General features: G+C 67.6%; 11 protein-coding genes. 2 read left to right on the top strand and 9 right to left on the bottom strand.

Features of this window, described 5'->3' with window-relative positions:
• Window positions 1-427: 427 nt before the first annotated feature.
• Complete coding sequence (locus tag LAO51_17275) at window positions 428-868, bottom strand: dCMP deaminase family protein (GenBank protein MBZ5640494.1); 441 nt, start codon at window positions 866-868, stop codon at window positions 428-430.
• A 195-nt stretch (window positions 869-1063) separates the two neighbouring features.
• On the opposite strand from LAO51_17275, the gene LAO51_17270 reads away from it, so the two are divergent.
• Window positions 1064-1861, top strand: coding sequence for a sigma-70 family RNA polymerase sigma factor (locus tag LAO51_17270; protein ID MBZ5640493.1), 798 nt, complete (start codon window positions 1064-1066; stop codon window positions 1859-1861).
• Here the strand turns inward: LAO51_17270 and asnB are convergent.
• From asnB to LAO51_17235, 7 genes are all read right to left on the bottom strand, one after another.
• Window positions 1858-3879: an asparagine synthase (glutamine-hydrolyzing) gene (gene asnB, locus LAO51_17265; protein MBZ5640492.1), complete on the bottom strand. Its 2022-nt coding sequence runs from the start codon at window positions 3877-3879 to the stop codon at window positions 1858-1860. The two genes, LAO51_17270 and asnB, sit on opposite strands and share 4 nt — an antisense overlap.
• 63 nt (window positions 3880-3942) lie before the next feature.
• Window positions 3943-4200, bottom strand: a complete 258-nt coding sequence (locus tag LAO51_17260) for an acyl carrier protein (GenBank protein MBZ5640491.1) — start codon at window positions 4198-4200, stop codon at window positions 3943-3945.
• A gap of 37 nt (window positions 4201-4237) precedes the next feature.
• Window positions 4238-5233 (bottom strand): NAD(+) synthase, encoded by a 996-nt coding sequence (gene nadE, locus LAO51_17255; protein ID MBZ5640490.1) that lies wholly within the window; start codon window positions 5231-5233, stop codon window positions 4238-4240.
• A gap of 112 nt (window positions 5234-5345) precedes the next feature.
• The gene (locus tag LAO51_17250) at window positions 5346-6743 is read right to left on the bottom strand and encodes a sigma-54 dependent transcriptional regulator (GenBank protein ID MBZ5640489.1); all 1398 of its coding nucleotides are present in this window, start codon (window positions 6741-6743) and stop codon (window positions 5346-5348) included.
• 4 nt (window positions 6744-6747) lie between these two features.
• Complete coding sequence (locus LAO51_17245; GenBank protein MBZ5640488.1) at window positions 6748-7917, bottom strand: PAS domain-containing protein; 1170 nt, start codon at window positions 7915-7917, stop codon at window positions 6748-6750.
• A gap of 171 nt (window positions 7918-8088) precedes the next feature.
• Window positions 8089-8658 carry a cohesin domain-containing protein gene (locus tag LAO51_17240; protein ID MBZ5640487.1) on the bottom strand — a complete coding sequence of 190 codons (570 nt, stop codon included), beginning with the start codon at window positions 8656-8658 and terminating at the stop codon, window positions 8089-8091.
• 38 nt (window positions 8659-8696) lie between these two features.
• Entirely contained in the window at window positions 8697-9689 is a 993-nt protein-coding gene (locus tag LAO51_17235; GenBank protein MBZ5640486.1) for a hypothetical protein, read from the bottom strand.
• Between the two features lie 348 nt (window positions 9690-10037).
• Here LAO51_17235 and LAO51_17230 point away from each other — a divergent pair, with 348 nt between their 5' ends.
• The gene (locus LAO51_17230) at window positions 10038-11597 is read left to right on the top strand and encodes an acyl--CoA ligase (GenBank protein MBZ5640485.1); all 1560 of its coding nucleotides are present in this window, start codon (window positions 10038-10040) and stop codon (window positions 11595-11597) included.
• A gap of 57 nt (window positions 11598-11654) precedes the next feature.
• Here LAO51_17230 and LAO51_17225 read toward each other — a convergent pair.
• Window positions 11655-13704, bottom strand: a 2050-nt coding sequence (locus LAO51_17225; GenBank protein ID MBZ5640484.1) for a hypothetical protein, incomplete at its 5' end; no start/stop codon positions are given.

Here is a 13704-nt window from a genome sequence, read left to right as displayed (position 1 = left end):
GGCCTGGAAACGTCGGTCTTCAAATGCCGCAGTATCTCGTCGTTCGGCCATGCGGCGAGACTACTACAGAAAGCCACGATTGTTAACTAAATAATGCGTCAGGCAGTAGGTCTCCCTCGTTCCGCCGTTCCCGCATCCCCGGCCTCAAAAAACTCTTGACAAGAGCACGGAGCCCTATATATTGGGCACCGATCTGGAGATGGTCCCAGATCTTGAGCCCCATGCCCCGGGGTTGGGCTCAACGAAAGACCCGGGAAAGGAGACCGATCGATGGCCACGAAGAAGAAAGCCGCGAAGAAGACGGCGAAGAAGAAGGTCGCGAAGAAGAAGGTCGCGAAGAAGTAGCTTCCGCCGCCAAGACATCTCAGTACCGAACGGAAAGAGCCGGCGCCAGGCGCCGGCTCTTTCCATATCCGGCGGCGGCGACTCAGCCTTCGCCGAGCGCGCCGCTCAGATCGACGAGGCGGATGTCCAGGGTGCGCGCGATCTCGACGCTCCTCTCGTCACGGTAGAATTCGCCGTAGTAGATCGTCCGGATCCCGGCATTCGCGATCAGCTTGAAGCAGTTCCAGCACGGGGAGGCGGTGGTGTACAGCTCGGCGGCGTCGATGCGGACCCCGTTCTTCGCCGCCTGGATGATGGCATTGGCCTCCGCGTGCACGGTCGCCACGCAGTGGTCGTTCTCCATGAGGTGGCCGATGTCGTCGCAGTGCGGCATCCCGCGGATCGAGCCGTTGTACCCCGTGGAGAGGATCGTCTTGTCCCGGACGATGACGGCGCCGACGTGCTTGCGGTCGCAGGTCGAGCGGGTCCCCGCCTGCCGCGCCATGTTCATGAAGTACGTGTGCCAGTCCACGCGCTGGGCCATCGACGCCCTCCCCGCCGGGCTGCCGGCGGACGACAGTCTAGCCGCAACCGGCGCAGACGGCGCGCCGCAGGAAAACCGGCGGAAGGAGGCAATCGGGTTGACGGCGGGCGGGAATGAGCCTACATGGAATGGCAGCGGATCCCGGCGGATTCGGGGAGCGACGCGACCGCGGGACCGAGGAGGGCTCCAGTTGGCATGACGAACCCGCCGCACCGTAAGGCGCGCGGCTCCGGATACCGCGGGGCGCTCGAGAGCTATCTCCGGGAGATCCGCCAGTACGATTTCCTCTCCACCAGCGGAGAGTTCCGAGTCGCGGTCAAGAGCCACGCGCGGGACGAGGAGGCGCGCAAGCTCCTCATCGAGTCCAATCTGCGATTCGTGGTCAGGATCGCCCGCGAATACCGGAACTCCGGGACGCCCATCGAGGACCTGATCAGCGAGGGGAATCTCGGCCTGATGGAGGCCGCCCGGCGCTTCGATCCGACGCGCGGAGTTCGGTTCAGCAGCTACGCGGCCTGGTGGATCCGCAAGCACATGGTCGCGGCGCTGAACCGCACGGTCTCGCAGCTCTCCTCCCCGTTGCCACAGCCGACCGACGGCAACGGGGCCTCCGCGGGTTCGCCGGCCGGCGCGCGACGGGACCTTCCGCCTCGTCGAGCCGCGCGCCAGAGGCTCGTCTCCCTGGAGGCGTTCACCCGGAGCGACGGCGACCGAGGCATCCTCGAGAAGCTCGCCACGGACGACGACGGTCCGGACGTCCCGCTCCTGCAGCAGGAGCTCGCCGATGCGATACGCGCCATCCTGCCGTTCCTGCCGAAACAGGAGCGGCTGATCCTCAGCACGCACTTCGGGCTGGACGGCGAGGTCCCGCTGACGCTCCACGCGATCGGCCGCACGTTGGGCTGCTCCCGCGAGCGCGTCCGGCAGCTGGAGGTAAAAGCGCTGACACGGGCGCGACACCTCCTCCTCGGGCGGAGGTTCGATCCGCGCTAGCCGCCCGACCTCTCCCGGGTGAGATCCACCGCCGTCATCACCCCCTCGGCGGGAGGCTCCGGGGCGTCGGGGCGGGAGCGGACGAGGCGGTCCCACAGGATCTGCGACGACAGCATCCCGACAAAGGCCATGTTGTCCGCGTTCGAGAACTGCCCCTCGCCGGCTTTCGCGCGGCACTTCGCAAGGAGGCCGGCGACCGCTTCCGGACGGAAGAGCCCGGCCGCCCGCAGTACCGCCGGCGAGAGCACGTCGTCGACGTAGCCGGGGGCGTCGCGCCCGACGAAGCTCAGGGCGTCCGGCGCTCGATAGGGCTGCTTCGGGCGCTCGAGGATCGCCTGCGGCACGAGCCCACGGGCGGCCCGCTTCAGGATGTGCTTCTCGTCGAGCACGTGGAGCTTGTAGGACGCCGGGAGGGCGTTGGCGAATTCGACCACGTCCGGGTCGAGAAACGGGAACCGCCCTTCGACCGAGTGCGCCATCAGCATCCGGTCGCCCTGCGATGACAGGAGGTACCCGGACAGCAGCGTCCTCACCTCGAGGTACTGCGCCCGCGACAAGGGTTCCCACGTCGCGAACTCGGACGGCAGGTCGGCCACGAGCCGCTCGACGGCGTCGATCCCTCGGATCTCTCCCAGGAGCGGTGCCGAGAAGAAGCGCTTCAGCGCCGCGGCGGACGTCCAGCGCGGCAGGTGGGAGAACGCGGGATGATCGCTCCGATCGAGCCCCTGCGCGAAGAACTTCCTGGCCATGGCCCGGGCGGAGGACGGCGAGCGAGCAAGGTACGGGTACAGTCGATCGAGCAGGATCGGGCGGCGCTCGGAGTCCGGCTGTCTCGCCCAGAAGGCCCGCACCTTCGCCTCGCGAAAGATGTCGTACCCCCCGAGCATTTCGTCACTCCCCTCCCCCGTGAGGACCACCTTGAAGCCGCTCTCGCGCACCAGCCGCGAAAGGAGGTAAAGGGGTGCGGGTGCCGTCCTCAGGATCGGACGCTCGGCGTGAATGACCACTTCGGGAAACGCTTCCGCGATGTCCGCCCTGGCACAGCGGACGGCGGTATGCTCCGAGTGCAGTTGCTCGACCATGAGCCTCTGATAACGCGTCTCGTCGAACTCCGCGTCCTCGAACTGAAGGGAGAAGGTACGGAAGATCCCGCCCTTCGCGCTCCGCCCGAGCGCCGCGATGACCGACGAATCGAGGCCACCGGAGAGGTACGATCCCACCGGCACGTCCGACCGGAGCATGCGGAGCCGGGTGGCGCGCTCCAGCTGCGCCCGGAGCGCCTCGGCGGCCTCCGGGAGCGGCAGTTCGTACGGCTCGCCCCGAGCGGGGAATCGAGGCTGCCAGTACTTGCGCTCGCGCATCGCCGGGCCGCGGGGCTGAGAGAAGTCGACGGTCAGCGTGTGTCCAGGCTCGAGCTCGCGGATTCCGCGGAACACGGTGACGGGCGCCACGGTGGTCCAAAACGTGAAGACCTGATCCAGCCCTTCGGGATCGATCGCCCTGGGAAACGCGGGGTCCGCGAAGAGCGCCTTGACCTCCGAGGCGAAGGCGAACCTCTCGCCGGAGGCGGCGTGGTAGAGGGGCCGCACGCCGAGCCGGTCCCGGGCGAGGAAGAGGCGTCGCGCGCGCCGGTCCCAGAGGGCCAACGCGAACTGCCCGTTGAATCGCTCGACCGAGCGCTCTCCCCACTCCTCGTACGCGTGCACGAGCACTTCGGTATCGGAATGGGTGCGGAACCGGTGCCCCTTGAGCTCGAGCTGCTGCCGGAGCTCGGGATAGTTGTAGACCTCGCCGTTGAAGACGATCCAGAGGGTCCCGTCCTCGTTGGACAGCGGCTGCTGGCCGGTCGACAAGTCGATGATCGAAAGGCGAGCGTGCGCGAGACCGGCCCAGTCGTCCCGGTAGACACCGAACTCGTCCGGCCCGCGGTGCCGGATCGCTCCCGCCATCCGGCGCAGGAGGCCCCCGTCCGGCGGCGGGAGCTCCTTCAGGTTCACGAGGCCGGCGATGCCGCACATGGCGTGGATGGCCGCAGCGGAGCGGCGGGCGGAGGTCTGGCGCCCGCCGATCCTCCGCTTCCCCTACGGAAGCCGCCCCGCCCTGAGAAGGACGAAGCGGGCCAGATTGGAGACGCTGTCGAGGTTCGCGGGAACGAGGTCCTCGTCCGCCACCTCGATGCCGTATCTCGTCTCGAGATGCCGGATCAGCTCCAGCACGCCGGTAGAGTCCACGACGCCCCGCTCCATGAGGGAATCCCCGTTGCCCAGCGACGGATCGTCCCGGCCGAACAGGAAGTTGCCGACCACGTAGCTCCGCAGTTCCCTCTCCACCTCTTCCATGCGCGTCCTTCCTCGGATGATCGCGTGGGCCCGCGGCTCAGGGGGCGCCGGCGTGGCGCCGGACCTCCGGCACCTCCTCGACGAGCACGGGCGGTAGGTGCAGGTAGCGGGTCGTCCTTCGCTTCGACTCGATGTCGTCGTACACGCTCCGCACCTCCGCCTCGGTGATCCCGACCACCGGCGCGACCTCCGCCGCCGGCACGCCGTGGTTGTGCGCCCACAGGCAGAGATCCATCCGATCGTAAGGCAGCGCGAAGTAGAACTCCTCCTGGGTCTGCGGCATCGAGTACGTGTCCGTGGTCGGCGGGCGCCGCCGGATCTCCTCGGGCACGTCGAGCTCCGCAGCGAGGGCGTAGACCTGGGTCTTGTAAAGGTGCGCGATCGGCTTGAAATCCGCGAGACCGTCACCACCCTTCACGAAGAACCCCTGATCGTACTCCAGCCGGTTGGGGGTCCCGGCCACCGCGTAGTGGTGTCGCTCCGCGTGGAAGTACTCGGTGAGCGTCCTTGCACGCTGCTTCATGTTGGACGCGGCGACGACCTCGAGGTACGCCTCGAGCGGAAGGCGTGCGCGCCGGGTTGCTCCCGACGGCGCCTGGGCCACCACCTGGAAGACGTTGAGCCGAGTACTCCCCGTGATGGGTGGGAGGACGATCTTGGATCTCCAGCCCTCCGCGAACTCCGGGATCACGGACCGGATGGCGTCGTCGCGGTACCGGTAGCACCCCATGGCATCGAGCGCTGGCCCGAGTTCCACCGTTTCCGTGCGTATGCCGAGGCGCGAGGCCAAGAGCCCCGCCAGCTCGAGGCTCTCGTGCGACGAGTCTCGGTCGGGCATGAGGAGACCGACGACCCGGCCGGGGGTGAGGGCCCGCGCGCACAACGCGGCCACGAGGGAGCTGTCGATCCCGCCTGAGATTCCCACCACCGCGCCGCGACGCTTGAGGTCCGAGACGACGATCCTGCGGATCGACTCCGCCAGCGACCCCACGACCCTGGCGCCGTCGAGTTCCAGGACGCGCTTCGAGAACATGCCCCCTCCCGGAAGGAATGCCGGCATCGAGGACGCCGGGCCTCCGCGGAACCGGGTGATTCTAGGTGCGGTGCCCGGGGGCAGTCAAATCCGTCGCGGCGCGCGGGCAACCTCAGCCCACCAGCTTGTTCTTGCTCCAGCGGGGGCTCTTGATCTCGTACTTGGCGACCTTGTAGTTCATCACCCTCGACGAGACTCCGAGGAACTTCGCGGCGTCCTTCTGCACCCAGTTGTTGATCCGGAGCGCCTCGAGGATCGCCTGCTTCTCCAGGTCGTCGAGGTCGATACCGTTGGGCGGCAGGCGCAGGTTGAGCGACGCGAGGCCGTCCGAGGCGGAAGGCCCGGTACCGGACGCGAACAGATTCAGGTCCTCGTCGCCGATGAAGCGCCCCTCGCACATCAGGACCGCGCGCTCGATGGCGTTCTCGAGCTCCCTGATGTTCCCCGGCCACGTGTGCCTCTTCAGACTCTTGACCGCATTCGGCTCGAGCCCGCGGACGTCCTTCTTCAGCTCGGAGGCGAAGCGCTGGATGAAGTGGCTGGCCAGCGGGACGATGTCCTCCTTCCGCTCGCGGAGCGCCGGCACCTTGATGTTCACCACGTTGAGGCGGTAGTACAGGTCCTCGCGGAACTCGCCGCGCCGCACCGCCTCCTCCGGGTTCTTGTTGGTGGCCGCGACGACGCGCACGTCGACCTTGATGGTCCGAGAGCCGCCCAGCCGCTCGAACTCCCGCTCCTGGAGGACCCTGAGGACCTTGGCCTGGGTGGACGGGCTCATGTTCCCGATCTCGTCCAGAAACAGCGTCCCCTCGTTGGCCAGCTCGAACCGCCCGGTCCGCTGCCGATCGGCGCCGGTGAACGCGCCGCGCTCGTGGCCGAACAACTCGGACTCCAGGAGGTTCTCGTGGAGCGCCGCGCAGTTCATCTTCACGAACGGGCGGTCCGCGCGGCTCGAATTCCGGTGGAGCGCCTCGGCGACCAGCTCCTTTCCGACGCCGGTCTCTCCCAAGACGATGACGGTGGCGTTGGACCGGGCGACCTTCTCGATCGTCCGGAAGACCTCCTTCATCTGCGGGCTCTCGCCCACGATGTTCTCGAACTTCGGGATGATCGTCTCGCGGTCGTACGCCTGGAGCCGCGCCAGAAGGCGGCGATGCTCGAGGGCACGCTCCACCTTCAGCTCGAGCTCCTCCAGGTCGAAAGGCTTCAGCGCGTAGTCGAAGGCGCCGGCCTTCATCGCCTCCACGGCGGACTCGACCGTCCCGTAGGCGGTCATCACGACCGCGACGGTCCCCTCGTTCAGCATCTTGCAGCGCTTCAGGACCTCGAGGCCGCTCCGGTCCGGCATCTTGTAGTCGGTCAGGAGGACGTCGAACACTTCCTCCTCGAGGCGCGTGATCGCTTGCGAGGCGTCCGACGCCTCCGAAACCTGCCAGTCGCGGTCGCGGAAGGCCGCCGCGATCCCCTCGCGGAGCGTCGGCTCGTCCTCGGCGACCAGGATCTTCTTCATTCGGTCACTCCGCTGCCGCCCCGACCATGGGGATTCGGACGGTGAACACGGCGCCGCATCCCTGCGTTCCGACGACGTCGATCAGGCCCCGGTGACTGTCCACGATCTTCTTGGCCATGGAGAGCCCGACTCCGGACCCCTGCTTCTTGGTGGTGAAGAACGGATAGAACAGCTTGTCGCGATGCTCCTCGGCGATGCCCGGGCCGGTATCGGAGACCGTCACCGTGAGGTACCGGTCGAAGCCCTGCCACGGGTCGCCCTTGGACCTTCCCGCCGGACGGTAGGGCGTGCTCGCGGCCGCCGGCGCCCGGGTCAGCGACGTCTCGATCGTGAGCATCCCTTCCTCGCCCATCGCTTCCATGGCGTTGAGGAACACGTTCTCGAAGACCTGGCGGAGCTGTCCCCGATCCATGAGACAAGGAGGGATGCCTTCGGCGAAGCGTCGCTCGATCGCGATCCCGGGACGCCCGCGGCGGCCGGAGGCGACGTTCAGTGCCTCGTCCAGCACCGGCTCGATCCTGGCCGGGGCGAGGGAAAGCGACACGGGCCGGACGAACTCAAGGCTCGACGTGATGGTCCGGTTGAGGCGCAGCACCTCGGCGATGATCTTGTCGAGGAGGTCTCGTCCGGCCGTTTCCGCCGATAGACGCCGCTTCAGGAGCGAGCAGCTCACCTCGATGGCGGCCAGGGGGTTGCGGATCTCGTGAGCGAGATTCGCGGCCATCTGCCCGAGGGCCGCGAGCCGATCTCGGAGCCGCTCCTGCTCCTCCTTGTGCTCGACGTGGGTGAGGTCCTTGAAGAAGACCGCGGCGCCCATCGGCTCGCCGTCCTCCCCGGGGACGAGGGACAGCGTGAAGCCGATGGTCTTTCCACTCTCGGAGCGGGACCGGAGATCGATCTCCGCGCGGTTCGGGAGACTCGACATGCTGAACGACTCCCGGAGGATCTGGGCGAGCTGCGGATGCTCCCCGAGCGCCGCCTCGACCGGGGTCCCGCAGACGGGGAGGTCCGGCAGCTCCAGGATCAGGCGCGCCGGCTCGTTCATCAAGACGAGGCGCCCCTCACGATCGATCGTGAGAATGCCGCACCGCATCCCGTTCACGAGGCCTCGATAGAACTGATCCTCGTGAACGGTCGTGGGTTGCGCGGCCGACACGCCGCACACTCCGCCCATGGGACTCGAGGCCTCCCCGCGGCGGCGCCACCCACCGCCGGACGATCGGTCGTGCCCTGACCCGTTACGAGGTTGGAATCTAGGTTCCGGTCCCGCGGGAGGCAAGTCCGTGGTGGTCTCCCGAATGATCTCGCCCTGGCACGACATCCGTCCCCCCCTCGGCCGAGCGGTTCAGCTCCCCTGGAGGGAGCCCCCGTACCAGACGAGGCCCGGGATGGGCTGAGAAGGAATCTGGGCGTCGTACAAAGTGGCGTCGCTCTCGAACGTGAGCGGGAACGAGCCCATCGTGGCGACCCGGAAGGTCAGGGTGATGACCGTCATCGTCCCCGACACGTCGATTGCGGGCTCGCTGCCGACGCGCGTCGCGTTCACGACGACAGCGCCGAGCGACGGCTTGTTCGACACGATGTAGTTGACCTGGTTGCCTCCGGTCTCGAGGAGCCCACCCGCCGACCAACCGACGTAGGTGACGTAATCCGCGTTGTAGCCGACGTTGAAGCCCGCTCCGTACAACCCGCTCGTGCCGGACACCTGCACCAGGACCGTCACCGCGTCGCCGGCCTTGGTCCCCTCGGCCATGGTCACCAGGTGACCACCAGGCGTGAACCTCGCCGGCACGAAGCTGGCGGTGGGTGGCGTGGGGCTGGGCGAGATGACCTTGCCGGTGCTGGATCCACCGCCACCGCAGGCCAGCTCGAGTACGGCCAACGTCAGTAGCAACCCCTTGGCAGCGACGCTCATGATCCGGAGTCCCCCTCGTCGCGCGCTCGCGTGAGCTCTCATCGTGATGGACATGCGCTGGCGCTCCAGGTCGTTCCGTTCCAGCAGGTTTCCAGGAGATCCGTCACCCCTGACGAGTAGATGTACGCGATGTCTTCACCGTCGATCATGCCGTTGCCGTCCAGATCGACAACCTCGAGATAGCGAGGGTCCCGTCGGCACGAATTCGGGTTTACGAGGAAACTCGCGTTCGAGCTGAGCAGCCACTGCGTGTCGGCGGTGGTCAACCTCTTCACGCCGCCCGTCGATTCGTCGCTCGTATTCACGTCGAAGCGAATCGGATTGATCAGGACCTCGAACGCCTGATGTCTCGTCCCGAAGACATGCCGGCCGTCGGGACCCGCCGGCGCCAGCACCGTCGCGTCCCACTTGCCGACCTCCGCGGCCTGTTCGCCCACGATCGAGCCCGCCGCCGAGACGAGGCTCTGCATGCCCTGGCAGCAGCCCGCACCGTCGCAGCTCGTCACGGAGACGGAGTCGGCGCGGACGTTTCCGAGACTGGGGTTGGGCACGGGCGCGGGCGGAGAGCCGCACACGACCGTCTCTCCGGACGGAGGAACGAACTCGAGCGAGGAGCCCGCCGGGAAATTGGCTCCTCGGACCCCCACCGTCACCTGGGTCCCCTGCCGAGTGGAGATCGTGGTCAGGCTGTCGATCCGCGGTGCCGGCCAGCCTGAGACTTCATTGGAGAAGTCGGGCGATTCCTCGCCCGCGGCGTTGTAAGCCTTGACGGCCAGATACCACGTCGTGCAGTCGGCGAGGCTTGCCACGGTCGCCTGGCACGTCGCGGTTTCCCCGGCGGACTGGCAGGCGTTTCCCCCGTCCATCGAGGCGGTGTATTGTCCGGTCGCCGTTCCGTAGTAGATCCGATAGCCGGTCGCGCCACTCACGCCATTCCAGGCGAGGGTGATCGTGCCGGCGGACGTGGGAGCCGGGATCACGAGGACCAGTGCCATGATCCAAGAACGACGAATGAGGCTGAGTCCGAGCATCCCCACCTCCGCCTGGAGATCCACCGCCCCCGGGGGCAATCGGCAAGGGGAATGCCATCCCGCCGTCGAACGCTGAACATTCAGACGAAGTGACTATCTTGCTTCTTCGCAGTGAGTTGGGCTTGGTCCACCGTGATCGATCCACCCAAACCCGACACCTCGGACGGACGAATTCTTACGAATCGGTAATTTATCCGTGCCCGGTGTAATTTATGCTTCTTCCAGATTTACAGGGTCCGAAGGAACCGCGAGGCCGGTAACGCAACCCGTCCGCCTCCTGGGCCGGAAGGCCTGCCGCGTGGCGCCGCGGTGAGTCCTGAACTAGATTTCTCGCCGCGGATGGCCGAAATGCGGTTCCCCCTCGTTCATGACATGCTCGCGCGCGCCGCCCAAGCGCGCCCCGACGCTCCCCTCGTCCTCGATGGACGGGATCGCTCGACCTACGCGGAGGCGGAGCGGGCCTCGAATCGGGTGGCGCGGGCGCTCGTCGCAGAGGGGATTCATCGCGGGGACCGGGTCGGGTTGATCGCGGACAACTCCCGGTGGTACGTCGAGGCGTACTACGGGATTCTGAAGGCCGGTGGCGTCGTCGTCTCGCTCAGCACGGCCGGCGATTCGAGAACCCACCGGGCGCTGCTCGCCGATTGTGGGGCGCGGGGCGTGGTCTGCGGCCCGACGCAGGCGCGGGCCGTGGCGGGCATCGCGGGCCTCCACGGGATCGAGTTCGTGCTCGGGCCCGCTCCGCCGGATTCCGCCGAGCCCGCCGGACTCGGTGTGTGCCGGATCCTGGAGCCCTCCGTCGTCCTCTCCGCGATGAGCGATCAGGCCCCGCCGGTGCGGGGAATCGACCTCGATCGCGCGGCGATCGTGTACACGTCGGGAAGCACCGGGAGGCCGCGCGGCGCGATCCTCCGTCACCTCAACATCGTCGCCAACACTCGCTCGATCGTGCAGTACCTCGGGCTGACCCCGGCGGACCGCGGGATGGTCGTCCTCCCGTTCCACTACGTCTACGGCAAGTCGCTGCTCAACACGCACGTCGCGGCCGGCGGGAGCGTGGTCATCGAGAACCGGTTCATGTACCCGCAGCAGGCTCTGGACACCCTCGAGCGGTCCGAGGCGACCGGCCTCGCGGGAGTGCCCTCCACCTTCGCCATCCTGCTGAACAAGTCGAACCTCGCGTCCCGTCGTCTCCCGAGCCTCCGGTACGTCACGCAGGCGGGCGGCGCGATGGCGCCGGAGCTGACGCGCCGACTCATCGAAGCCCTGCCCGGCAAGGAGATCTACATCATGTACGGCGCGACGGAGGCTTCCGCGCGCCTCTCCTACCTCGAGCCCGCCGATCTGCCCCGCAAGATCGGGAGCATCGGCAAAGCGATCCCCAACGTCGAGCTGCGGGTGCTGAGAGACGACGGTGCCGAGGTGGAGATCGGCGAGATCGGGGAGATCGTCGCGCGCGGGTCCAACATCATGGAGGGGTACTGGAACGCGCCCGAGGAGACCGCGGCCGTTCTGGACGAGAACGGCTACCACACGGGCGACCTCGGACGACGGGACGAGGAAGGATTCCTCTACGTCGTGGGACGCAAGCGCGAGATGATCAAGTCCGGGGCCCACCGGATCTCCCCGAAGGAGATCGAGGAGGTGCTGGTCGAACACCCTGCCGTGCACGAGGCCGCGGTCGTCGGGGTGCCGGACGAGATTCTCGGCGAGTCGATCGCGGCATTCGTGACCCTGCGTCCGGGGCACCCGCAGGACGGCGCGGGGATCCTCGCGTGGTGCAGGGAGCGATTGCCCGCTTACAAGATCCCGACGACGCTCCGGTCGCTCCGGGAGTTCCCGAGGAACGCCTCCGGGAAGATCGACAAGCTCGCTCTCAAACGGCCGGCCCTGGCCGACGCTCCGTGAGGCGGGGGCCGGAGCGGGTCGCCCTTCTTGCTTCGCGCGCCGCCGGCCGCTCTTCGCTCACGGGCAGGGATTCGACGCGTCGAGGGCCTCCCTCGGGCCCGGGATCATGTTCGAATCCCCGTAGGAGCTCACCCCGCAGGAGTTCTTGGCACGCACCAGATAATAGTAGATGGCGATGCTCTCCGTCGGAGGCGCGGAACGGGCGTCGTCGTACTCGCCGGTCGGCCAATTCGACGTCAGGCACGAGGCCCGCTGGAATCCCGAGTCTTCGTCTATCTCGGATACGAGTCCGGTGACGAGGTCGTAGACGGTTCCGGCCCCGGCCGACACGCTCTGACTGGCCCAGGTCAGATGCGTCCCGGTGGTTCCCCCGACATCGACCATGAGGTCGACGACTTCGATCGGGGCGCCATGGACCCCGGGATCGGTGTCGTTGCAGTCGCGGTCGTTGGCCGCGTAGCCCGTGGGCGTCGTGCAGGCCTGCACGGTCACCGCGGAGTTCCCGTAACCGTCGCCGTCCGCGTCCTGGTAGTACGTCGTCCACGGCGCCCCCGGCTTCAACGGATTGGAGCAAACTCCCGTCGCCGGATCGCAAACTCCAGCGTCGTGGCACAGATCGAGCGGCGTGCATATCACCGCGTTCGAGCCGACGCAGACGCCGGTCTGGCAAGTGTCCGTTTGGGTGCAAGCGTTGCCGTCGTTGCACGGCGAGTCGTTCGGCTTCTCCGGGTTGGAGCAAATACCCGTTCCCGTGTCGCAGATGCCCGCCTCGTGGCACTGATCGAGCGCGGCGCACGTAACCGGGTTCGAGCCGACGCAGACGCCGGCTTGGCAGGTATCGGTCTGCGTGCAGGCGATGCCGTCGTTGCAGGGGGAGTCGTTCGGCTTCTCAGGGTTGGGGCAGATGCCCGTGCCGGTGTCGCAGACGCCGGCCTCGTGGCACTGGTCGAGCGGGGTGCAGGTCACCGGGTTCGAGCCGACGCAGACGCCGGTCTGGCAAGTGTCCGTTTGGGTGCAAGCGTTGCCGTCGTTGCACGGCGAGTCGTTCGGCTTCTCCGGGTTGGAGCAAATACCCGTTCCCGTGTCGCAGGTACCCGCTTCGTGGCACTGGTCGAGCGCGGTGCAAGTGACCGTGTTGGATCCGACGCAGAAGCCGGATTGGCAGGTATCGGTTCGCGTGCAGGCGTTCCCGTCGTTGCACGGCGAGTCGTTGGGCTTCTCCGGGTTGGTGCAGATCCCGGTGCCCGCGTTGCAGACGCCGACCTCGTGACACTGGTCGAGCGCGGTGCAAATGACCGCGTTGGATCCGACGCAGACGCCGGTTTGGCAGGTATCGGTCTGCGTGCAGGCGTTGCCGTCGTTGCACGGCGAGTCGTTCGGCTTCTCCGGGTTGGAGCAGATCCCGGTGCCCGTGTTGCAGACGCCGATCTCGTGGCACCGATCGAGGGCGGTGCAGGTGACCGGGTTCGAGCCGACGCAGACGCCGGTCTGGCAGGTATCAGTCTGCGTGCAGGCGTTGCCGTCGTTGCAGGGCGTGTCAGCCGGCGCGATCCCGGGGGTCGAGCACAGCCCGGTCGCGGGTTCGCAGATTCCCGGAAGATGGCACGCATCCGGCTCCGTGCACGTGACCGTGAGGCACCGGCACGCATCGCCGATGCCGTTACCCAAGGAGTCCTGCTGGCTCGGGTTGTAAACGGTCGGGCAATTGTCGCAGGCGTCGTCGATCCCGTCGCCGTCGGTGTCGTTGCCCGATGGGGTGGCCGGGACGCAGCCGTCGTGCACCGCGCCGCCGACGCACGAGGTCACGCCCGTGCTGGCGCAGGCACCGACCCCGCAACTCGTCGCCACCGGGACGTAGCCTTCGTCCACCTGCCCGTTGCAGTTGTCGTCGATCCCGTTGCAGGTCGCATCGGTCGGGGCCGGCGCGCCCGGCACGCAGCTGTCGTGTATCGCCCCGCTTACGCAGGACGTCGTTCCGGTGCTGGCGCAGGCACCCACACCGCAGCTCGTCGGCGCCGGGACGTAACCCTCGTCCAACTGGCCGTTGCAGTTGTCGTCGATCCCGTTGCAGGTGGTGTCGGAGGCCGCCGGCGTGCCCGGGACGCAG

The organism is Terriglobia bacterium (assembly GCA_020073205.1).
Classification (GTDB): Bacteria; Acidobacteriota; Polarisedimenticolia; order Polarisedimenticolales; family JAIQFR01; genus JAIQFR01.
This window is presented reverse-complemented; position numbering and strand designations above follow the sequence as displayed.